The organism is Mesotoga sp. H07.pep.5.3 (genome assembly GCF_002752615.1).
Taxonomy (GTDB): Bacteria; Thermotogota; Thermotogae; order Petrotogales; family Kosmotogaceae; genus Mesotoga; species Mesotoga prima.
The window spans coordinates 66,819-90,640 of the sequence record NZ_AYTV01000023.1; the positions used below are offsets into that span (position 1 = coordinate 66,819).

General features: G+C 48.1%; 17 protein-coding genes. 13 read left to right on the plus strand and 4 right to left on the minus strand.

The annotated features are described in order from the left end of the window. Positions 1 to 43: 43 nt before the first annotated feature. Positions 44 to 1,375, minus strand: a complete 1,332-nt coding sequence (locus V513_RS10475) for an MBL fold metallo-hydrolase (RefSeq protein ID WP_014730053.1) — start codon at positions 1,373 to 1,375, stop codon at positions 44 to 46. A gap of 97 nt (positions 1,376 to 1,472) precedes the next feature. Here V513_RS10475 and V513_RS10480 point away from each other — a divergent pair, with 97 nt between their 5' ends. The 8 genes from V513_RS10480 (at position 1,473) to V513_RS10515 (ending at position 11,289) form a co-directional block, all read left to right on the plus strand. Then, entirely contained in the window at positions 1,473 to 2,843 is a 1,371-nt protein-coding gene (locus V513_RS10480) for a sodium:glutamate symporter (protein WP_014730054.1), read from the plus strand. 1,224 nt (positions 2,844 to 4,067) lie between these two features. Beyond that, positions 4,068 to 5,309: an ABC transporter substrate-binding protein gene (locus V513_RS10485; RefSeq protein ID WP_014730055.1), complete on the plus strand. Its 1,242-nt coding sequence runs from the start codon at positions 4,068 to 4,070 to the stop codon at positions 5,307 to 5,309. A 67-nt stretch (positions 5,310 to 5,376) separates the two neighbouring features. After that, on the plus strand, positions 5,377 to 6,243 hold the full coding sequence (locus V513_RS10490; RefSeq protein WP_014730056.1) for a carbohydrate ABC transporter permease: 867 nt from the start codon (positions 5,377 to 5,379) through the stop codon (positions 6,241 to 6,243). Then, entirely contained in the window at positions 6,240 to 7,076 is an 837-nt protein-coding gene (locus V513_RS10495; protein WP_014730057.1) for a carbohydrate ABC transporter permease, read from the plus strand. Before V513_RS10490 ends, V513_RS10495 begins: the two co-directional genes overlap by 4 nt. 3 nt (positions 7,077 to 7,079) lie before the next feature. Further along, a complete protein-coding gene (locus V513_RS10500; protein WP_014730058.1) occupies positions 7,080 to 8,048 on the plus strand; it encodes a sugar-binding transcriptional regulator in 969 nt (322 codons plus the stop codon). Continuing rightward, complete coding sequence (locus tag V513_RS10505; RefSeq protein WP_099772715.1) at positions 8,032 to 8,988, plus strand: 1-phosphofructokinase family hexose kinase; 957 nt, start codon at positions 8,032 to 8,034, stop codon at positions 8,986 to 8,988. The genes V513_RS10500 and V513_RS10505 overlap by 17 nt, the downstream gene beginning before the upstream one ends. Next, positions 8,985 to 10,442, plus strand: a complete 1,458-nt coding sequence (locus V513_RS10510; protein WP_099772716.1) for an FGGY-family carbohydrate kinase — start codon at positions 8,985 to 8,987, stop codon at positions 10,440 to 10,442. The genes V513_RS10505 and V513_RS10510 overlap by 4 nt, the downstream gene beginning before the upstream one ends. 1 nt (position 10,443) lies before the next feature. Continuing rightward, a complete protein-coding gene (locus V513_RS10515; RefSeq protein WP_099772717.1) occupies positions 10,444 to 11,289 on the plus strand; it encodes a class II fructose-bisphosphate aldolase in 846 nt (281 codons plus the stop codon). A 2,137-nt stretch (positions 11,290 to 13,426) separates the two neighbouring features. Here the strand turns inward: V513_RS10515 and V513_RS10530 are convergent. Beyond that, positions 13,427 to 14,590, minus strand: a complete 1,164-nt coding sequence (locus V513_RS10530; protein ID WP_099772719.1) for an iron-containing alcohol dehydrogenase — start codon at positions 14,588 to 14,590, stop codon at positions 13,427 to 13,429. A 4-nt stretch (positions 14,591 to 14,594) separates the two neighbouring features. Continuing rightward, on the minus strand, positions 14,595 to 15,125 hold the full coding sequence (locus V513_RS10535; protein WP_257212078.1) for an NUDIX hydrolase: 531 nt from the start codon (positions 15,123 to 15,125) through the stop codon (positions 14,595 to 14,597). An 89-nt stretch (positions 15,126 to 15,214) separates the two neighbouring features. Here V513_RS10535 and V513_RS10540 point away from each other — a divergent pair, with 89 nt between their 5' ends. From V513_RS10540 to V513_RS10560, 4 genes are all read left to right on the plus strand, one after another. Continuing rightward, positions 15,215 to 15,526, plus strand: a complete 312-nt coding sequence (locus tag V513_RS10540) for a thioredoxin family protein (RefSeq protein WP_014730064.1) — start codon at positions 15,215 to 15,217, stop codon at positions 15,524 to 15,526. A 1,440-nt stretch (positions 15,527 to 16,966) separates the two neighbouring features. Then, a complete protein-coding gene (locus V513_RS10550; protein ID WP_099772722.1) occupies positions 16,967 to 19,123 on the plus strand; it encodes an aspartate kinase in 2,157 nt (718 codons plus the stop codon). After that, entirely contained in the window at positions 19,120 to 20,166 is a 1,047-nt protein-coding gene (thrC, locus tag V513_RS10555; protein ID WP_099772723.1) for a threonine synthase, read from the plus strand. The genes V513_RS10550 and thrC overlap by 4 nt, the downstream gene beginning before the upstream one ends. Next, the gene (locus V513_RS10560) at positions 20,163 to 21,011 is read left to right on the plus strand and encodes a homoserine kinase (RefSeq protein ID WP_099772724.1); all 849 of its coding nucleotides are present in this window, start codon (positions 20,163 to 20,165) and stop codon (positions 21,009 to 21,011) included. The genes thrC and V513_RS10560 overlap by 4 nt, the downstream gene beginning before the upstream one ends. Before the next feature lie 23 nt (positions 21,012 to 21,034). On the opposite strand, the gene V513_RS10565 is transcribed toward V513_RS10560, so the two are convergent. Then, entirely contained in the window at positions 21,035 to 22,459 is a 1,425-nt protein-coding gene (locus V513_RS10565; protein WP_099772725.1) for an asparagine synthase-related protein, read from the minus strand. Between the two features lie 282 nt (positions 22,460 to 22,741). On the opposite strand from V513_RS10565, the gene V513_RS10570 reads away from it, so the two are divergent. Then, a complete protein-coding gene (locus V513_RS10570; RefSeq protein WP_014730068.1) occupies positions 22,742 to 23,821 on the plus strand; it encodes an NAD/NADP-dependent octopine/nopaline dehydrogenase family protein in 1,080 nt (359 codons plus the stop codon). Position 23,822 lies beyond the last annotated feature (1 nt).

A 23,822-nucleotide genomic window follows, 5' to 3' on the forward strand; every position in this document is an offset into this window, starting at 1 on the left:
CGTACACTATGATAACACCGGCACATTTCCTTGTCAACCGGAGCTAGAGCTCGACTGTCTGAAGATTCGATGGTATCTGAATCTCAAACTCATACTGGAGTTCTTCGGCAAGGTTTTCCAGTGCGGCTTCATCACCGTGGACGTAGATCAGTTTCTCCGGCTGAAGTCTTCTGGGAAGATCCAGCAGCTCCTGGTAGTCTGCGTGACCGGAGAAATTGAATATATCTATGTTCTTTGTGCCGATCTCGATCGAATCGTCTCCCATTTGAATTCGCTCATCGCCGTTCTTATTTGCCTGTAGGATTTTGTATCCGTCGGATTCGGGACTCTGGTAACCCATGAAGAAGATCGCGTCTTTGCTGTTTGGCAGCATCTGTTTCGCGAATATATACGATAGTGTATCCTCGACAAGCATTCCGGCAGAGAAGACAAATAGAGCGGGCTCTCTCGAGAAGAGGAGCCTCTCGATGCTCTTTGGAGCCACAGTAACGTTATTCTGAAAGCTCTTGATAAACCACTTCCTGTCCTTTTCACTTATACTCTCGTAGTTGCTCATGTAAAGACTGCTGAGGGAGGCCACCATACCATTCGTGTATATCGGGACTGAGGGGATCTTTTTCTTTTCCATGAGCATGAGGAGCATATAGATTGCTTCCTGGCCCCTACCAAGAGCGAACACAGGCATGAGGATACGGCCACCGTTTTCCAAAACGCGCTTCACGGATTTGCTCAGACGCTCTATTTCGCTATATCTTGTTAGAAGCTGATTTTCTTTCGCACCGTATGTTCCCTCGGATATGAGTGTCTCAACCTTTTTGGGAAGCTGGGCAGGTGGGATGGTGAGCTGCTGCGAAAGCGAAATATCTCCTGAATACAGTATCCGCCTTCCTCTGTGTTCAAGAAAGATCGAGGCGGCGCCCATAACGTGGCCTGCAGGGTACAGGGCAACATCTACCACATCGTCTATTGAGTATCTCTGAAAGTACTCCATGGGATATATTCTTCTCTTCAGCTCGTTCACTTCGCCGTGGTTGTAGAGTATCGGCTCGACCCCGTCCTTGGCGTTTTTCTTCTTCATGACTTCGACTGAGTTCTGGAGTATTCTTAGCGCCAGACCTTTGTTTTCCTGTGCCATGAGAATCGGAGCATTTGGCCATCTTTGAGAAATGTATGGTAGAGAAGAGAGATGGTCGTAGTGGGAGTGAGAGATCATTATCACATCTAGATCGTTTATCTTGTCAATTTCCGGTAGCGACTCGTAACCTTCCTTTACTGGGTGTCTTCCTGCGTCAATTAGGATATTCTTACCGTCCAGACTAAGGAGATAGGAGTTTGCGCCTATCTCGCGGCCGCCACCTAGCGGCGTAAGTGTCATTAAATTTCCTCCTTGTTATTATAATTCTAACAAAAATCAGAGGAATTAACTTTAACTCTGTTCTGATACAATTGCTTTGTCGAAAAGGGGTGATCTAATGGAGCAAGATTGGACTATAGTTCTCGATATTGCTTATCTATCTATACTTATGGGCGTTGCCTCCGTTTTGAAGAGAATCATCACTCCTCTCAGTAAGATTCTTATTCCAAACGCTGTCATTGCCGGATTCCTTGGGATTCTGTTTGGTCCGGAAGTGCTGAAGGTAATTCCCTTCTCTTACGATAGGTTGGGAAACCTCGTCTACCATCTCATGGCGATAGGCTTCATTGCCATCGCGTTGAAAAAGACACGGCGGTCAAGCACAAAGTCATCCGTCAACACTGGCTTCCTGATCAGCATGTCTTACGCTCTCCAGGGCATGGTAGGTTTCGTTGTTGGTATTGCGCTTGTTGGACTGTTCTTCAAGGATCTCTTCCCGCCCTTCGGGCTGCTCCTTGCCCTCGGTTTTGCCCAGGGGCCTGGTCAGGCCTATTCTCTCGGAAGTCAGTGGGAGGCTCTTGGCTTTACAGGTGGAGGAGCCGTTGGTCTCAGTGTCTCTACGCTGGGATTTCTCTGGGCCGCCTTTGGCGGAATAGTGATGCTTAACGCAATGGTCTATAGAAAGCGACAGATCGGGATCCAGATTGAAAAACCGACCCTTAAGAAGAGAATCGAGGCGACTATAAGGGACTTCGAATTTTCGGATATAGACGGCTTTACGATTCAGATTTTGGCTGTTGGAATAGTGTATCTAGTCACCTACCTTTTCCTGAAATGGTTCACGGGTTTGATTGGTGGATTGGGAACCTTCGGTGAAACATTCGCGCAGGTTCTCTGGGGTTTCCATTTCGTGATAGGCGTTCTTTTTGCAATGGCGTTCAGAGCGATATATGAAAAAGTCAGGAAATCAGAAAAGTATGAAATTGAATACATGAACGACTTCCTCCTTCAACGGATCGGCGGAGGTGTCTTCGACTTCATGGTTGCGGCCTCGATCGCCGGAATTTCCTTCACGGTGATTCAGGAGTACATATGGCCGATAATTATCCTCACAACCATAGGAGGCTTCTTCACCGCAGGCTACACAATCTGGTTCGGCAAAAGAATCTACGAAAAGGCCCCGCTGGAGCACATCGTAACCTTTTTTGGAATGCACACAGGGACACTCTCTACGGGAATGGCCTTGTTGAGAGAAGTCGATCCCACATTCGAAAGTGGAACAGCAGAAGACATGGTCTTCGGAAGCGGGTTGGCATTGTTCCTCGGGATTCCGATGCTCATACTGCTCAATATTCCAATACTGGGTTACAGAATGGAGCAGCCAATATACTATTTGTACTTCATTCTGGGACTTGCCGCTTATATAGGGGCTATGTACTTCTTCTGGTTCAGAAAGGCGAAGATAAGAGGCAAAGAAAAGAAGAGTTAGCCGAGCAAGGACCGCTGAGAAGCGCCGTTCTTCGCCAACGGTTCTCCGTTCTCTGAAATTGACAAAAGCGGATCCCGAAACAAGTTTGGGATGACAGTCCTTTGCGTCATTCTGGCATGCTTCTGGCCAGAATTTGGTTCGTTAAACTATTGAAGAGGACGATCTCTACCCTTGGGAAGATTGATCATTATTGATAGCGGGCGTGCCGCCGCACGCCCCTACATCCGTTTGGATCGAATTTATTCGCACACTGCAACTCACAACTTGGAACTGCTCTTCTCAACGCACGAGTTATCTCAAAAGCGAAAATCGGCTCTTTCCCCGCGAAGCGGGCACTGCGTCCTGGTGCGATCTTTGCCAGCATTGCGACCTGGGATGTTCTTCCCAGCCTTGCGTCCGCCGATGCTTTTCGGCGCCTTGCGTCTTATTCCGTTCTTTCCAACCCCCTAGCCGCTACCACCGACCACGTCTTCAAAAACCAGATCCCGAAACAAGTTCGGGATGACAGTCCTTCCCGTCATTCTGGCATGCTTCTGGCCAGAATTCGGTTCGTTCAACTATTGAAGAGGACGATCTCTATCCTTGGGAAGATTGATCATTATTGATAGCGGGCGTGCCGCCGCACGCCCCTACATCCGTTTGGATCGAATTTATTCGCACATGCAACTCACAACTTGGAACTGATCCTTTGTTCTTTCCAACCCCCTAGCCGCTACCACCGACCATGGTTTCTCAAAAACTGCATAGTCATCGAAGCCGATAGCGTTTTTGACACCACTACCCCCGACCACGGTTTCTCATAAGCCCGGATCCCGAAACAAGTTCGGGATGACAATGTTAGGCAATTACGAAATTGTCAAATTCCGTCTGGAGTAGCACTGATAATCATTGGTGGGCAATGACTTCTGTTTACCAAACCCAGAGCCAAGACGCTGGACTTGCGCTCCCCTTTTTGTTCTTGCAACTAATCCTCTGTTTTTCTCTCGGTTGAGTTCAGACCTTTGAGGCTCATTTTAATTTAGCGATTCTATCAGTTTCTTATTGCATTTTCAGAGAGAATTCTTATTAGAAATGAGTTTCTTGCTTCTATTCGACCTAGAATGGTTTTAATCGGTCAACATCGATTCTAGTTCGAATTGGTTTTTAGAGCTTGTAGATTATAGAATTAAATGGTTACATAAGTAAGTTACATATGTAACTTAATACAAAAAGGGAGGTTATTACATGCGAAAATCTACGCTACTGGTATTCATGATGCTGGTTGTACTGGCTTTCACAGGAGTATCCCAGGTAATCAATATCTGGATTGGCGGACAAGTTGCTGAGCTCGATGAGACCTGGGAAATGATTGTGGGGAAGTTCGAAGAGGAAACAGGGCTTAAGGTAGAGGTTCAACTGTTCGGCTTTGACATTTACTACGACAAACTTCTAACGGCACTACAGGCAGGTCAGGGCCCTGATCTTGCGTTCGCCGACCTAGGTGGATGGGTTCCAACATTTGCAGAGAAGGGCTGGTTAGAACCAATGGGCGCTCTTCTTGACTCCTGGGACGGAACTGAGCAAATCTGGCCGAATCTGTGGCCGACGGTTCTGCACAACGGCGAAAGATACGGTCTTCCGTGGTATACAGATTGCCGACTTCTTCTTTACAATCAGACGATGTTCGATCAGGCCGGACTTGACAGGAACGATCCACCGGCAACATGGGAAGAACTGGTCTATCAGGCTATGAAGCTTACAGATGCCAGCAAAAGAGTGTTCGGTTACGGAGTCAGCGGTACCAAGACTGAGCACACAACGCTCGCTTACATAATCTTCCTTTACGGCGCTGGTGGTCAGCTTTTGACGGATGACTACTCGGCAGCGGCCTTTAACACTCCTGAGGGCCTCAGAGCTCTCAAGTTCTATACCGATCTAGCGCTGACTTATGCCGTAAGCCCCAACGCAGTTACGTATAACGAAGATGACTACAGAAACATGATGGCTCAGAACAGAGTTGCAATGGCGGTTGGCGGACCTTGGTCTTTCCCGCTCATTGAGACAGCAAATCCCGATATAGTTGGGAACTACAGCGTTTCTCTTCATCCTTATGGAGCAACACCCGCAAGTGTTCTCGGCGGTTGGGCACTGGTTATCCCATCTGCAAGTAAAAACAAGGATAATGCATGGGAACTCGCGAAGTACCTGACAAGCTATGAAACCTGGATGACCTGGATCGAAGCTAAAGGCGGGCCAATGCCTTCCAGACAGGACGTTTGTTTTGATTCACCAGTTCTTCAGGACCCAAAGTGGAAGGTCATTTTTGAGACTTTCCCACACGCAGTCTCAAGACCTCCAATTCCCGAATATCCTCAGGTTTCTGAGCAGATTCAAATCATGATTCAGGACGTTCTTCTTGGAAAAGTAACACCTGAAGAAGCAATTAAAACTGCTGAGGCAAATGTAAACGCTATACTGGCTAAGTGATAAACTTTCCATGGGGCGGGCAAGAGCCCGCCCTTTCATTACTCCCTGATGAAAGGGTTGAAAACAGATGAGTAAACTTGCAAGAGAAGAGAAGACAGCCTTCAAAATGGTACTGCCCTATCTTTTGATAATAGTCTTGCTCTTCGTTTATCTTATAGGCTCTAATATCTACAGCAGTTTCACAACGGAAGAGGGTGCCTTCACACTTCAGAACTACTCCAGTGTGTTCACCGATCCTGTTGTCGGTAGATCAATGATTAACACCGTTGTCTGGGTAATAGGAAGCGTACTTGGACAGTTGCTTCTCGGCTTGCTCGTCGCTCTGCTTCTAAATGAATCGACAAAAGGGCAGATAATATTCAGGAGCATCATTCTCATACTTCCCTGGGCAACGCTGGACATTGTTGCCGGAGTGATGTGGAAGTGGATGTACAACGATATGTATGGAGTGCTCAATGATGTTCTGGTCAAAATGAACATAATAAATGATTACATACCCTGGCTCGCTACTGAAAATATGGCTATGATCTCGGTAATAATTGCAAACATATGGAAAGGCTTTTGCCTTTCTGGAATGTTTTTCCTGGCAGGGCTTCAGACAATACCACCCGATCTTTATGAAGCTGCAGAAATCGACGGCGCCAACTCTATCAGAAGATTCTGGAGGATAACTATTCCCCAGCTCAAGCCGGTCATTATGACAACACTTATGCTTACTGTGATCTGGACGATCAACTACTTCCCGCTGATCTACATCATGACGGGAGGCGGACCGGGATACGGTACAGAGACTGTAGTTACCTATATCTACAAACTTGGATTCAGGTTCCTGGAGTTCAATAAAGCAGCCGCACTTTCAAATATTCTATTCGTTGCAATATTCGCTATCGCATTTGTCTTCCTGAGAAGCATTGCAAAGGAGGAAGCGAGATGAAGAGAAGCACAAAGAAAAAGGTCAAGAAGTCAATTACCTATTCTTTGCTAATATTCCTATCAGTGGTGATAGCCTTCCCCTTTGTGTGGCTTATCCTGACTGCGATAAAAACCTATCCGGATATCTATGCCTATCCAATAAAATATTTCATTTTCGAACCAACGAGAGAGCACTTTGACAAGATAGCCGACATGAATTTCTGGTCTTACTTCAAGAACAGTGTAATCGTAGGAACTGGGACAATGTTCTTCTCCATACTTATTGGATTGTTCCCCGCCTATGCGTTTGCCAGATATGAGTTCAGATTCAAGAGGCCTCTTCTTACAGGAGTTATGGTATTTCAGATGCTTCCTGTCGTAGTGTTCCTTCTACCGATTTTTAAGACGCTCAACAATATTGGAATTCTCAATACATATTTTGGCTTGATCCTATCTTACTTGCCATTCACAACGCCAATTTCTATTATGTTCATGAGAACCTTCTTCTTATCAATACCGAAATCGCTGGAAGAAGCTGCGCGAATAGACGGCTGTACCTTTGGCCAGGCGTTCAGAAAGGTTATTCTGCCAATCACGCTTCCAGGGATAGCAGCCGTAGGCGTCTACGCCTTCTTGTTTTCATGGAGTGAACTCATGTACTCGATGTCTATTCTGACATCAAAGGCAAAACAGACAATCCCGACGTTCCTTCAGCTTTTCGTGGGTCAGTATCAGACTAGGTGGGGTCCGCTCTTTGCTGGATCGATACTGGCGACGATTCCGCCGCTCATAATATTCATGATCTTGCAGAAGTTCTTTATAGCGGGACTGGTAAGCGGATCTGTGAAGGAGTAAGAGATGATTAGCGATGAACTGCTTTTCGAGGTTGCGACCGATTACTACGTGAAAGGAATGCTCCAGAAGGATATTGCTAATAAGTACGGCGTTTCCAGAGTACAGATTAGCAAATATCTCAAAATGGCGCAAGAAAGAGGAATCGTTCATATTGAAGTTGAGCAGCCATCGGTAAAGACATCCATTAGAAGGGAATACGAGGATTTCTTCAGGGAGAGATATGGTCTGAAGAAGATGTTCATCGCAAGAGGTGCGAGGAACGAAAAGACTGTCCTGAAGGCTTTGTCTAGAGAGGTTCATAAATATCTGAGAACTTTGCCTGAAAAGCCTATGAATATCGGGCTTGGATGGGGCAACACAATCTTTACCGTAGCGGAATCGATTGAGAGACTTGAAAGACCGGACTGGCAACTTATACCTTTATCAGGGGGTACCGCAAGACTCGCCGACAAAAGGTTTAACATCAACCACATTGTCCAGAATTTCGCCACTCGGCTATCGGGAAAAGCCGTTCCAATGTATTTGCCCTTCATATTCGAAAACGCCCGCCAGCTGGAGAATACAAAGCAATCCCTTGAGTACATGAACATCCAGAAACTCTGGAACTCACTGGATATTATCATCTGTAGTGTCGGATACTCCATCGCGCGATCACCCCTATTCAGAGAGAATTTGCTCGAAGTGAGCTATGCGGACGAGCTCGAGAAGAACAATGTGGTAGGAGACGTATTGACCCATTACTTCGATATAAACGGCAAAAGATTTGAGAAGAGCATCCTCGACAAGTGTATTAACCTTAGCTTCGAGCAATATATGAATGCAGGCGAAAGAGTCATTGTAGCTGCTGGCCACCACAAAGTGGATGGTCTGGTGGGAATGCTTAGAGGTGGCTTTGCGGATGTTCTTATAACAGATGAGTTCACAGCAAAGTTTGTGAAAGAATACATAGTTTACGATGAAGGAGGACAATAACATCGATACTTGTATCCTTAATTTAAATCCTTGTTATGATCACTGGGTTATTCTCAAGAATCCTACAAAGATCCCGAACGTGGTACGCGGAGACAAAGTAGTAACACTCGTGGACGGTAAGGGACTCAACATTGCGAGAGTACTATCCAAGGTTCTCGGGCACAGTGAGTATTTCTGCATAAACATACTTGGCGGGCAGGTTGGAACGATAATTGAAAAAGAGTGTGATCGTCTGGGAATAGTGACAGAAAACTTCTGGATAGAAGACTCAAACAGAATTAACACTGCCCTTGTTTACGAGTACGAAAACAAAATGCTTATGATAAACGAACCTGGACCTCTCATGAAGCTGGGCGAAATAGAGAGTTTTATGGAGTTCTTCAAAGGTCATGTTAGACCGGGTATGAACCTTGTAATTTCGGGGAGTGCCCCGAGAGGGTTCGAGAATGGCTCACTTCTTCAACTTGTGAGAATTGCCAGAGAGGCCGGTTGCAGTCTTAAAGTGGACATTGCCGGTTCCTGGCTGTCTAAGATCGTGACGGTTTCACCGGAACTCTTAAAAATCAACGCGGATGAGCTTAAGGTAGCCTTTGGAATCAATAAAGACGATTTCAAGTCGATGGATGATTTCAGAAGGGAATATTCGATAAGGGATCTCATAATCACGAATGGAAAAATGGGCAGTGTGTGGCTCTCGGAAAGCGAAAAGCTCCACGCGAGATCGATGAAAGTCTTTTCTGACTTTTCAGTTGGATCGGGAGACTCTTTCTTTGCCGGACTCATATACGGTCAAGAGGCGAAGATGTCGAAGAGAGAGGCGCTGAAGATCGCGACCGCTTGTGGCGCCGCGAATACCATGCACTATGGAGCCGCGATTTTCGAATACTCTGATGTAGAAAAGGTAATCGGCGACGTAGTTGTTACGGAAGTGGTATTATGAATGTCTTTCTCGGGATAGACATTGGAACGACGAACATCAAGAGCCTGGTTCTTGGAGAAGATGGGAGGATCCTTGAAGTGATACATTCCTTGACTCCGAAGAATAAAGAGAGAGGAGTCGAGTTTCTAGATCTAGAACTTACCAGGTCATACGTCGAGAGTATAATCGGAAAGGTCGGTGCCCTTCATTCTCTTGCTGCCATAGCTTTTTCCAGCTTTGGAGAGACGGTTATCCCTGTTAGGCAGAGAAAAGCACTGTCAAAACCCGTGATGTGGTATGACAGATCGACTTATCCCTTATGGGAAAGTCATAGAGAATCGGTTGACAATCTCGCTCCTTACAGAATAACGGGGGTGGAAAATAGTTACACCTTCTCGCTCTACAAGATACTCCTTCAGAAGGAACTCTTCAGGCCAGAAGGTGTGGAGAACTGGCTACCAGTGTCTTCATATCTTGCTTACTCGCTGGGAGGCGTACCTGCCTGGGATATGAGCCAGGCATGCAGATCCTTCATGGTCAACATACACTCTCGCAGATGGAACTCGCAACTGATAAAGTACATCGGCGAAAGCGAAGAAACGATGGGCGAACTCAGATACACTGGTGAACCAGTTGGTCACACTAAATCCGGAATTCCTCTTATTAGCGCAGGCCACGATCATATCACAGGGCTTTACGCGGCACGGGCATTTGCGCGTGGAAAGGAATTTCTCTTTGATTCAATGGGTTCGGCTTCCGTAATTGCCGCCGTTGTTTCCGGTACCGCCGAATCTCTGGATTTTGCCGGCCCATTTATGCCGGGGGGAACGGTAGGAATAGCATACGAGGATCATCAGTACTACATCGAAAGCAATGTTAGATACTACGGGAAACTACTCCAATCCCTAATGGACCTAACCCAGACCGATGCTACGAAGGAAGGATACGAGAGACTAAATAATGAAATTGAGAAACTTGGCCAGCTGAACTCAAGACCGCTCTTCCTTGTGAATGGCGATCTCGTTGTTGGGGAAGGTTTGCAGGGAATAACACTTCTTGAAATGCCTATTCCTTTGAACAAGGAGCAACTGATGCAATCTGCTTACATATACCTTTCCTCGATCAGCAAGCGAATCGTGGATAACATTGAGAAGATTACAAGAAAAGAGCTACCAATCATCAGCGGAGGAGGAGGAAGCCTCAATAGCCTGCTGATGAAATACAAGGCTTCATTGCTCGGAAAAGAGATCTGGGTTTTGCCTACAAGCGAATTGACCGCTCTTGGTGGAGCTTTTGCAGCGGCTCACGGCGTTGGAGCCGATGAGGTTATTGAAAAATGCGTAAACCTTCTTGAACCGGAAGAGATTCACCCGGACGAGCATCTAGTTGAGCCGCTGAAAGAGATCTATGAGAAGAACGCGAAAGAATATCTGGCAATAGAAAGAAACAAAAAGTTAGACATTCAGGAGGGATAAAATGCCGTTAGTACCGCTTACAGAAGTTCTCAAGGATGCGCAAGCAAAGAAATACGCTGTGCCTGGTTTCAACTTTCATCTATACGAAGACCTCGTTGCGATTGTAGAAGCAGCGCAGGAAGCGAGATCACCAGTAATACTCATGGCTGCTGGAACCTGTATGAAACACTGGGGGCCGACGCTTGCAGCGGCTCTTATTAAAGAAGTGGCGGACAGGGTCGATATACCGGTTGTTGCCCATCTCGATCACGCTAGTAGTCTTGAGCTAATATTCAAGTCCATCCACGCAGGGTTCACTTCAGTTATGTACGACGGCTCCATGTTACCCGTTGAAGAAAACATTGCCAACAGCAAGATCGTGGTCAAGGTTGCAAGAGCTTTCGATGTATCAGTTGAAGCTGAACTGGGAAGAGTTGCAAAGGGTGAAGAAGGGGAATCGGCCGTTGAAATACTTACCGATCCTTCGGATGTCGTAATGTTCTGCGAGGCAACCGACGTCGACGCGCTTGCCGTGGCTGTGGGCACTGTGCACGGAATGCAGAAGCAGGAAGCCAAGATTCATCTAGATCTGGTCGATGCGATATCCGAAGTCTCACCTGTACCACTTGTGCTGCATGGTTCCAGCGGCGTGTCCGACAACGACCTTAGGTACATTGCCACAACTGGTTTCTCCAAGATAAATATCGGGACACGATTGAAGACCGTCTTTACTGAAGGTATAAGAGAGGTTCTACAGAATGATCCAGATCTAAATGATCAGCTGAAACTACTCAAACTGGCCGTGCCGAGAGTCAAGGACACAGTAAAAGAGAAAATAGAACTCCTTGGAAGCGGCAACAGAGTTTAGTTATCGCCTGATATCAATCAGCACTACGTTGAGAAGTAGGTTTGGTATGGGTCTAGCAAGACTGCAATCCCGTGCAGATGCCCTGAACAGAGCCCCAAACAGAACCCCCTGAACAAGAGCCCCCAAACAGGATCACTTTGGGGGCAGGCTTTCAGGGCAGGTTCGTGCTCCTGGTCAGGATTCCGATCAACTTAGTACCGCGAAAAAAAGCTTGATTTAAGCATCCATGAGTCAGTCTGCTAACGCAGGCCAGTCAGGCTCCGCCTGGCCAGCCTCGCCTTCGGTGGGGGCAGTTCCGCTTCGCGGGCCACAAGACCCGCTGATCGCTGGCTAGAAGACGCTGAGCGCTGTGAAACGAATAGGGGACTGACGAGCTCCTGACGTCTGTCCCCGTCTACTGCAATAGAAGGTAGTAAGACTTCGCAAGGAAAGAGCCACTGTGCGCTTAAGAACAAAAACCCGCTGGCCGCTGTAAAGAAACGTCCCTCGTCCCTTCGTACAGGATCGTGGACCCGTCCTTCGATTGGATCGGAGAGCAGATCCAGTATGGAGTCCTCGATGATTGTTCATCGGCATTGATAATTGGTAATGGTTCAGAGCCGCTTCAGTTTGCCAGGCCCTAGACCCAAGACCCTAGACCCGCAATCAATTCCGTCATTCTGAACTTGATTCAGAATCTCGATGCTCACTTCTTGAATGTCAGTAACGAGCCTACTTCATCGCCCTTAAGAAGAAGGTTTTCTTTCATCTTCTTACAACTTGCATCTTAGAACTTGCAACCGTTTTTTTCTGAGAACGGAGAACCACTCAATGGAGAACTGGCTTCCGTTGCTCTTCCAACCTCTGACAACTGACCTCTAACCCCGGTTTCTTTCGAAGCCAGATCCCGAAACAAGTTTGGGATGACAGTGTTAGGCAATTACGAAAACGTCGCATCCCGTCATCTGAACTTGATTCAGAATCTCGATGCTCACTTCTTGGATGTCAGTAACGAGCCTACTTCATCGCCCTCAAGAAGAAGCTTTTTTTCTTCTTCTTGCATCTTGGAACTTGCAACCGTTCCTTTCTGAGAACGGAGAATCCATTTTTTTGTTCTTCGAACCTCTGACTACTGACCTCTAACCTCGGTTTCTTTCGAAGCTTAGATCCCGAAACAAGTTCGGGATGACAGCTCTTCAGGTCATTCTGGCATGCTTCTGGCCAGAATCTCGATTCATAACCCGAGACCCTGTACTCATGACTTTTTACCTTGCACTTTTCGTCATGAACTCGTTTTAACATCCCAGAGGGCTTTCTGAAAACGTCACATCCCGTCATTCTGAACTTGATTCAGAATCTCGATGCTCTCTTGTTGAATGTCAGTAACGAGCTTACTTCATCGCCCTCAAGAAGAAGCTTTTTTTCTTCTTCTTGCATCTTGGAACTTGCAACCGTTCCTTTCTGAGAACGGAGAATCCATTTTTTTGTTCTTCGAACCTCTGACTACTGACCTCTAACCTCGGTTTCTTTCGAAGCTTAGATCCCAAAACAAGTTCGGGATGACAGTCCTTCCCGTCATTCTGGCATGCTTCTGGCCAGAATCTCGATTCATAACCCGAGACCCTGTACTCATGACTTTTTACCTTGCACTTTTCGTCATGAACTTGTTTCAGCATCCCGACGGGCTTTCCGAAAACATCACATCCCGTCATTCTGAACTTGATTCAGAATCTCGATGCTCACTTCTTGGATGTCAGCAATGAGCCTAGTTCATTGCCATTAGGAAAGGGTCTCCTTTCTTCTTCTTACAACTTGCATCTTAGAACTTGCAAACGCTCTTTTCTGAGAACGGTGAACCGTCCAGCGATAATCCAGCTTCCGTTGCTCTTCCAACCTCTGACAACTGACCTCTAACCTCGGTCTTCCCCTTCAAAGCCGAGATCCTGAACAGGAGCACTTCAGGATGACCAAAAGTGCTGGTTCTGATCAGATTGCTTTAATATGCTTCTTGAGGATTGGGTCTCGTTCTTGTTCTTTGCACCTGACCAACCACCAACCACCTACAACAAACAACGCAACATTACACAAACTGTCTTCGGTTTCTAGCTGTGTTTTTCTTCTCTTTTCGGCAACGGACAAGACTCAACTTTATAAAAGCTCACTTCGCCAGTTCGTAGATCTTTTTTACATCGTCCTTGTAAAGCTTCACGAACTGACCTAGAGGACCGTCTTCAGTTGCCTTCTTGGCCATCTCGTCAAACCTGTCGTCTGGAATTCCTGCGTCTGTTAGGGTAACGGGAATGCCGAGGCTCGCGAAGAATTCCTTCAGCCCTTTGATTCCCTCAAGAGCGGCCTTTTCGGGATTGCGGAAGTCCGGTTCGACATCCCAAACTCTGTAAGCGAACTGAGCGAAACGCTCGATATCATGTTTGTAAACATATGTCATCCACGGAGCCCACATAATTGCAAGGCCTCCGCCATGAGCTATGTCATATATTGCGCTGAGTTCATGCTCCATGCCGTGGGTAGCCCAGTCTCCGATCCTTCCAGTGCTTAGCAAGTCGTTATGTGCTATTGTCCCTGCCCACATTATCTCGGCTCTAGCATCGTAATTTTCAGGCTCTTTGAGAGCTATTGGAGTGTTCCTGATCATCGTTCTAAGCGTGGCTTCGCAGAGTCTGTCCGTGAAATCTACGTTCTTGACATTTGTGAAGTACCTTTCCATTACATGGGACATTATATCCACCGCCCCGACTGCCGTCTGGTAATTTGGCAGCGTAAATGTCAGCTCGGGATTCATTATGGCGAATTTTGCCCTCATGTTTACGCTGTTGGTGGATCTCTTGTACCAGCCGTCTTCGTTTGTGATGACCGAGCCGCCACTAGATTCGCTTCCGGCCGCCGGTATAGTCAGAACTACACCCAACGGCAGCATCTCTTCCACTTTCTTTCCTTTTGAGTAGAAGTCCCAGACATCGCCTTCGTAGGGGACGCCTATTCCTATCGCCTTTGCAGAGTCGATGACACTTCCCCCGCCCACAGCGAGGATTGCGTCTATCCCGTTCTTTCGGCAGAGTTCAATTCCTTCCTTTACAAGTGAGAGTCTAGGGTTCGGCTTGACTCCGCCTAGCTCAAAGATCTCCACTCCTGCTTTTTTTAGGCTCTCTACTACACGATCATATATGCCGGTCTTCTTTATGCTGCCTCCACCGTAGTGAAAGAGGACTTTCTTGCCCAGCTTCGAAATCTCTTCTCCGACCTTCTTCTCGGTGTCTCTTCCGAAGATTATCTTTGTTGCGTTGTGAAATGTGAAATCTAACATCTAATCACTCCTCTCTTATATGTATTACTTCATCATCATTAAGATAGTCCGATTTTCCGCTGCCACGATTCTCTATGATCTCCATAATTCTTTCAATAGATGCTTCGATAATTCTTGCCGTTGCCCCCCAGACCACGAAGCCGGGGAAACGGTATCTTATTGTCCTCTTCCCGTTCGGCATTATGATCGGTTCGGGAGCATTCATGATCAGAGCCTTAACGGAAAGAAAGACAATGTCCTCCACTTCATTCTTGTTGATCCTGAACTTCAGATCGTCAATAAATCCAAGGAACGAAGTAATTACTTTGCCCGAGGTGACGGTTGTGCTGACATTCAGCGGGTAGATCTCGTCAAGCGAAGAGGGAAGAGCACCGATCTCTTCCTTCATTTCCCTTACGGCGCATTCAAGAAGCGTCTCGTTCTCTTCTCTGTGTCCCCCCGGGAAACTGATCTGCCCCGGATGACTTATCCTGGTCGACCTCCTTGTAAGAAGCAAATGGTAATCTCCGCAGATCTTCACAATAGGTACAAACACGGCCGTTTTATGATCCTCTGAATACAAGACTCCACCTCGCGCATATTCTACTATTATTATCCATTATAATGCTTTTAGGAGGCGATGAAGTGAAGGAGATTACACTGAGAGAGTTGAGAGAGGTTACCGGACTGGTTCTGGTAGATTTCTTCAGTCCCGGTTGCGGTGTCTGCACAGCCATAGAGACGAAACTGGTGGCAGTCGAGAAGGATTTCCCTTCATGGAAGTTCTTCAAGATAAACACTGTCGAGAATCCCGCCGTTGCTTCTGAATACTCGGTATTCACTGTCCCAACGATTGTAGTGCAAACGGACGGAAGAGAGCAGAAAAGGTGGAGCAGGTACTTCTCTCTGGAAGACGTAATCGAATTTCTCCACGAAATAGACGAAACAGAGGGATAGCGTTTGAAAGCCAGTCTGCTGACGCAGGCCACTCACAGTTCGCCTGGCCAGTCTCGCCTTTGGCAAGGCCAGTTCCGCTTCGCGGGCCACAAGACCCGCTGATCGCTGTGAAACGAATAGGGGACTGACGAGCTCCTGACGTCTGTCCCCGTCTACTGCAATAGAAGGTAGTAAGACTTCGCAAGGAAAGAGCCGCTGGACGCTTAAAAGGGGGAAACCCGCTGAGCGCTGTGAAAAGCCGTTCTTGGATAAGATCAAGAACGAGATCCCGAAACAAGTTCGGGATGACAGTCCTTCAGGTCATTCTGACATGATTCTGGCCAGAATTTGGTTCATTCAACTATTAAAGAGGACGATCTCTACCCTTGGGAAGATTGATCCTTAATAGCGGGCGTGCCGCCGCACGCCCCTACATCCGTTTGGATCGAATTTATTCTCACATGCAACTTACAACTTGGAACTGCTCTTCTCAACGTACGAGTTATCTCAAAAGCGAAAATCGGCTCTTTCCCCGCGAAGCGGGCACTGCGTCCTGGTGCGATCTTTGCCAGCATTGCGACCTGGGATGTTCTTCCCAGCCTTGCATCCGCCGATGCTTTTCGGCGCCTTGCGTCTTATTCCGTTCTTTCCAACCCCCTACCTGCCATCCCCGACCACGGTTCCCTTCAGAAGAGCAGATCCCGAAACAAGTTCGGGATGACAATCCTTCAGTTCATTCTGGCATGATTCTGGCCAGAATCCGGTTCGTTCAACTATTGAAGAGGATGATCTCTATCCTTGGGAAGATTGATCCTTAATAGCGGGCGTGCCGCCGCACGCCCCTACATCCGCTTGGGTCGAAATTATTTGCAATGCAACTCACAATTTGGAACTTGTAACCGTTCTTTTCTGAGAACGGAGAACCTTTCAAAGGTAAACCTGTTTCTTTTGCTCTTACGAACCCGCTACCTGATGCCATCGACTACGGTTTCTCAAAAGCCCAGATCCCGGATGAAGTCCGGGATGACAGCCCTTCGCGTCATTCTGGCATACTTCTGGCCAGATTTGGCTCGTTCAACTATTGAAGAGGACGATCTCTATCCTTGGGAAGACTGATCATTATTGATAGCGGGCGTGCCGCCGCACGCCCCTACATCCGTTTGGATCGAATTTATTCTCACATGCAACTCACAACTTGGAACTGCTCTTCTCAACGCACGAGTTATCTCAAAAGCGAAAATCGGCTCTTTCCCCGCGAAACTGGCACTGCGTCCTGGTGCGATCTTTGCCAGCATTGCGACCTGGGATGTTCTTCCCAGCCTTGCATCCGCCGATGCTTTTCGGCGCCTTGCGTCTTATTCCGTTCTTTCCAACGCCCTAACCGCTATCCCCGACCACGGTTTTGCGGTGTATACTTTTGATTGATAGTGGCTTCAAAGCTTCAGGAGGGGGTGCACCAAGTTGAGGATCGGAATTGCCGGACTCGGAACAGTCGGGTCATGTGTCTACGCGATTCTTTCGGATAAGGGAGACGAGATCGAAAAGAGGTCGGGGAGAAGATGCGTCGTCTCCAAGGTCATTACGAGAACTCACAGCAAGTACGAGAAGCTGGGAATTCCTTCCGATCTGATCGCGGAGGATTTCGAAGATCTTATTATAAACAGCGATATAGTTGTTGAGACGATTGGCGGGACTGAAGCCGCCAAAAAGCTTGTAAAACAGTCTCTTGAGCTGAATAGAACGGTCGTGACGGCCAACAAGATGCTTATTTCGGAATTCGGCAACGAATTCATGAACAGTTCTCCGATCAAGAGCCTATTCTTCGAAGCGGCCGTCGGCGGGGGTATTCCTATCATCTCTCTTCTGGAGGACTATCTCATCTTCCATGGGATCAAACGTATTCGGGGTATTCTGAATGGGACAACGAATTTCATACTTTCCGAGATGCAGAAGGGAATTGACTACGCTTCAGCTCTGAAGATTGCTCAGGAAAAGGGTTATGCGGAAGCCGATCCATCGAGCGATGTGAAAGGCTATGATGCCGCTTATAAGCTGTCGGTGCTCACCGGCGTCAAAACAGGCTTCTTCCCCGGTATTTCCACGATTGAAACAAAGGGCGTCGAAGGAATAGAGAAAAGCGATCTTGAGAGAGCGGCGACCGCAGGGAAAAAGCTCAAATTGATCGGGACAATCGACTTCGAAAGGGAGAGAGCTTCGGTTCAGCTGCAGGAACTTGAAAGGGACGATCCACTGTGGAGCGTTGACGGGGTCGAGAACTCCATAGAAGTAGAAACGGATCTTTCGGGAAGATTTCTTCTCAGGGGCGAGGGCGCGGGAGCCCAGCCGACAGCAACGGCGATCATCTCTGACATTCTGAGGGCGTCTAGATATGCGGAGAAGCAGAGCAATTCCGTTGTGATTATGAAATTCGGAGGGACTTCAGTTGACACGCCGGAGAAGATAAAGGATGTGGCGCAGCGGGTCCAGCGAAAGGTTCTGAGCGGCGTCAAACCCGTTCTGGTTGTGTCGGCCATGGGTGTTGAGACGGATACGCTTCACGAACTTGCGCGTGAGATTTCAGACAAGCCAAACGGAAGAGAAATGGACATGCTTCTTGCGACAGGCGAGCAGAAGTCGATTGCCCTTGTAGCGATGGCGATTCAAGAGCTTGGAATGAAGTCGATCTCCCTTTCCGGTAATCAGGCGAGGATACAGACAGATTCGAACTTCTCGAACGCGAGAATCGTCGGGATAGATGCCGACCTTATAAACAGATATCTGAAGAACGGCTACGTTCCGGTTGTTGCAGGCTTCCAGGGGTCCACATTCTCCGGAGAGATCACGACACTCGGCAGGGGAGGATCGGATCTGACCGCCGTCGTTCTTGCAAAGGCGCTGGGATCGCAGCTGTGCGAAATATATAAGGATGTGGACGGCGTCTATTCGGCCGACCCGAGGATAGTTCCCAATGCAAGGCCGATAAAAGAGATATCTTGGGAAGAGATGATAGAGCTTTCGAAGCAGGGTGCTCAGGTTCTTCAAAGCAGAGCATCGGAATTCGTAAGGAAGTATGATATAAAGGTGCTTGTGAAAAACGCGCACACCAGTGCGAGAGGCACGCTTATATGGAGGGGATCAAAAGTGGAACAGCCTATTGTGAGAGCAGTGACTTCGGATCAGGATATCGTGAAAGTCGTTCTGCAGGAGGTGCCTGACAGACCGGGAATAGCGGCGAGAGTTCTGAAGACCCTTGCCGAGCAGAACGTCAACATCGACATGATAATACAGAGTATGAGAAGCGGGGATTACAACACGATGGCCTTTACTATCCAGGCAAGCGATCTCGAAAAGCTGAAGCAAGACGTACTTAAGTCGAGGAGCGAAGCCAGAGAAATCACCGTCGAAGGCGCCATCGCAAAACTCTCCATTGTCGGAGTAAACCTTACTGCCACTCCCGCTATTGCGGCGACGCTCTTCGAGACCCTTGCTAACGAGGGCATCAACATAGACATGATCAGCGCAAGCAACAGCAGGATTTCCGTCGTAATAGACAACAAGAAAGTGAGTCTTGCCGTTAACGCCATTCACAGCGCCTTCAACCTGGAGGAGATCATATGAAGGGAGTCATAGAGAGTTATGAGAAGTTCCTGCCTATAACACCGAAGACTCCAAGAATAACGCTTCTAGAAGGGAACACTCCCTTGATCTTCCTTGAGAACATAAGCAGGCAGTTCGGGGTGAAAGTCTATGTGAAGTATGAAGGCGCAAATCCGACGGGCTCCTTCAAAGACAGGGGGATGGTCCTTGCAATTGCAAAAGCGATCGAAGAAGGCTCAAGAGCGGTTATCTGCGCCTCGACAGGGAACACCTCTGCCTCTGCGGCGGCGTACTCCGCCCGGACCGGCCTGAAATCGATAATTCTAATTCCCGAGGGTAAGATCGCGATAGGGAAGCTGGCGCAGGCAATGATCTACGGGGCAAAGGTAATCCAGATAGACGGGAATTTCGATAACTGCCTTGAACTGGCCAAGAAGATCTCTGAGAACTATCCCGTTACGCTCGTGAACAGTCTAAATCCTTACAGACTAGAAGGTCAGAAAACGGCCGCCTTCGAGATCATAGATGTTTTGGGACGTGCCCCGGACTATCACTTCATCCCTGTGGGAAACGCGGGCAACATTTCCGCCTATTGGATGGGCTACAGGGAGTACCGTGAGAAGGGACTGTCGGAATCCCTTCCCAGAATGATGGGCTTTCAGGCAGAGGGGGCGGCCCCTATCGTATATGATAGAGTCTTCGATCATCCCGAGACCATCGCGACAGCTATTAGAATCGGCAATCCCGCAAGCTGGAAGAAGGCAGTTGCTGCAAGAGACGAGTCGGGAGGCGTTATCGAGGCACTGACAGACGAAGAGATCCTTCACGCTCAGAAACTCCTGGCCAGCGCGGAGGGCGTCTTCTGCGAACCAGCCTCTGCGGCTTCCTTTGGCGGATTTCTCAGGAAGGCGCGAGAGGGTCTTTTTGAAGCAAGTGATATTGCCGTCTGCACACTTACCGGAAACGGACTTAAGGATCCGGATGCGGTCTTGAAGTCTGTGGACAGGCCTCTTGTGGTTAAGAATGATCTCGACGTAGTTCTGAAAGAGGCGGGCTTGAAGTGAGACTGAAGGCGCCTGCCACGACGGCAAATATGGGGAGCGGATTCGACGTCGTCGGAATGGCGTTGAAGCTTCATAATACGGTTCAGTTCGAAAAGGCGAACCGCTTTAAGGTGCATTCTATCGGCAGGTATGGTCTTGAGATAGAGGATGCCGCCGAAACCTTCAGAAACGCGATAGAAAGATTTGAGAAAGAGACCGGCAAGAGAGTTCCGGCCCTTCAGATTATTCAGGAGTGCGAGATACCGCCGGCCCGCGGGCTTGGCTCGAGCGCCGCTGCGATCGCCTCCGCGCTGTTCATCTCGAACATAATGACCGGAGGAAGGATTCCCACTGATGCGCTTCTCGAAATCGGAACGGAGATCGAAGGCCATCCCGATAACATCGTCCCGTGTATGGTTGGCGGCCTCACCGTATCCTATTATGACGGTTCGAGGCTAGACTACGAGAAGTTTGAAATGCCCGATCACAGAATGACCTTTCTTGTGCCTGAGTTCAAGCTTTCTACAGAGGCAATGAGAAAGGCGCTTCCCGATTCGATTCCCTTCAAAGATGCTCTGGGGAACATAAAGAATGTCTCTCAGTTCATTTCCAAAGCCTCCAGGGGCGATTTCGCGGGAGCATTGAAATACACAAAAGACTTTATCCACCAGTCTTACAGGATAGACAGCGATCCCAGAATGAAGGAACTTGTCGATAGGATAGAAGAAAGGAATCCGGGTTACTGGTTTGTCAGCGGTTCGGGATCGTCCATCTGTTGCGATCTCGAAGATACCGGAGGCCTCCCGTATCTCGAGGCCGTAATTAGAACTTCACCGGCGAACGAACCCTTCATAGTCGAAATGTAAGATAGTTAAAGACGCGAGCCGGGTTAACTTCTGTAAACAGTGTCCGCGGCTCCTCTGCAGGGGAACTGCTCGTCGAATATCCGGTAGTACAGAAGCTCCTCTTTGGACCTGATTCCGTTGTTTTGCCTTTCGCGTTCGAATTCTGAGTCGCTTATAGCCTCCTCGGCGTACTCCTTCATGATATGAGACGATCCCGACCCGACGCTGAACTTGCTCTTTTTCCGCCAGACTACGCTTTCAGGAAGATCGTTTTCGAAGGCCTTGCGAAGAATCCATTTCTCAGTCTTTTCAGGCCCGTGGATCTTCCAGTCCACTGGAATCGAGAAGGCAAGATCAACTACATTTGGGTCCATGAAGGGAACATCGAATTCGATCCCGAAAGCAAGAGCCATCCTGTCGTTTCGCTGGAAGCCCGAAAGATAGCCGTTTTTCGTTATTCTCAAGGACTCTTCATCCACGGATTCTGCAGAGGGAAGCTCCTTCATGTACTCGTAGCCGGCGAAGAGCTCATCGGCTCCTTCCCCCATCAGGACGAAAGAACTGTCTTCCTCTGCGGCCATCTTCGATACTATATAATTCGGTATCGCACTCCTCACAAGGGGAGGATCGAACGACTCGAGATGGTAAATTACGTCCGGAAGGACTTCGAGCATCTCTTTGAAATCGTAAGTGTATTCCCTGTGATCCGTGCCTAAATACCGGGAGACCTCCTTGGCGAACGCCGGATCTTTCCCCTCTTCGCTTCCTACGGTAAACGTCTTCAAAGAACCGTTCAGTTTGCTTGCAACGGCAGCTATACAGCTGCTGTCCAGCCCTCCGCTGAGGAATACTATCGGCTCGGATTTGACCGCCGTCATTCTGTTGTCGACAGCCCTTTCGAGAGAAGTCCTGAGATGTTTCGCCGCCTCTTCTTCACTTTTTACTTGTCTTTCGGTCAACAGGTCTTCAAGTGAGGAGTACTCACTGAAGCCTTCGTTAGAAGAGAAAAAGTGGCCGGGCGGAAAGACCTGTACATCACTGCAGAAGGGAGTAAGGGCCTTCAGTTCCGAAGCGAAGGCGATTCCACCATTACAGCGCCCGTAGTAAAGAGGCTTCAGGCCCAGAGGATCCCGGGCGACAAAGGTTTCGTCATCTGTATCTATAGCGAAAGCGAAAGAACCATCCAGCTCGTTTAAAAATCCCGAACGGTTTTCCTTGTAAAGCTCGAGAATCCTTCGCGGCCAGACCTCCCCGGGGAAGTTTCTGAGGATACCGTCGAAGACAACGCTTTCCCTCGTTCCTTCGAAAACTATCATGTTTTCGTCAAAGGCATTGCTTACCACCGCTCCCATGCTCGCCTCTCCCCGGGTTTTTAGAACTCTCGTTTTGCTTCCCCTGTGTCTCAAGTAAGAAAGAGAGCCTTCTATCATTTTTCTCTCAGGTTTAAGGGTGACAACAATTCCACTCATTTCAAATACCTCCATTCCTAGTGTCCATGCATGTTTCTGAATCCCAGTACTTAGAATCATCGTGACGCTCCATTATTATTATAACATGGTGAAAATTGTTGAAATTTATCTCCAGAGCCATGTGCAGTCATTCCCCATGAATAGCGTGACACTCCCCCTTCACTTAGTTCACAAAAAAGTCTCCTGTATAATGAAAATACAAGTAAGATAAAGCAAGGGAATTCTTGTTCTCTGTTATTTCCCATATTTTTATTTCTGGATGGGGGTCTAAGGAGGTGTTGTATGAAGATAGCTGTTATTGGTGCGGGAAATGGTGGACAGGCCCTTTCTGCCGTTCTAGCCATGAGGGGCCACGATGTCTCGCTATACAACAGAAGTCAGAAACGAATCTCACCATTACTCTTAGAAAGAAAGATAAGAGTCGAAGGCGAGTCAGAGGGCAAAGCAAAGCTTAGATACGTTGGTACAGATATGAAGAAGGCGATTGAGGGTGCCGAAGCTATCATGGTTGTTGTGCCGGCCTTTGCTCATGCAAAAATCGCCGAAAAACTGGCCGAATGTATCGGCGAAGGTCAGATAGTTGTTTTGAACCCAGGGCGAACGGGCGGAGCGCTGGAATTCGACAAGATCTTCAGAGAAAAGGGAGTTAGAGAAAAGGCCGTGATCGCCGAGGCTCAGACCTTCGTCTTTGCTTCAAGAATTTCGGGCCCTGGAATGGTGAGAATATTCAGGATTAAGAATGCCGTTCCTATTTCAGTGCTTCCCTCAAAGGATAACGAGTCCGTATTTCCAATCATCAGCGAGATCATGCCCGAGTTCACACTGGCAAAAAACGTTCTCTACACTAGCTTCAACAATATTGGCGCAGTCTTTCATCCCGGCGCGATTCTCATGAACGCCGGCTGGATTGAGACGAAGCATGGAGACTTCCAATTCTATCTTGAGGGGATTAGCCCATCGGTTGCGAGAGTTCTGGAGGCTCTGGACGAAGAGCGCTGCGAAGTAACAAGGAAACTTGGCGTGGAAGCCATGGGTGCGAAGGAGTGGCTTGATTACGCCTATGACGTAAAGGGTGAAGATCTCTATGCGGCCATCCATAGCAACGAAGGCTACAGGGGAATCATGGCGCCTATAAGTATTGAGAACAGGTACATTATGGAAGACGTGCCTATGAGTCTGGTTCCAATGAGCTGCTTTGGAAGAGAACTTGGAGTGGATACGAGAGTCATGGATTCGATAATAAGCATAGCCGGGGCAGTAATGGGGAGAGACTTCTGGAAGGAAGGAAGAAATCTTGTGAGCCTCGGCGTCGACGAAATGTCCGTTGAAGAACTTACAAGGTATGTCGAGGAAGGGACCTGAT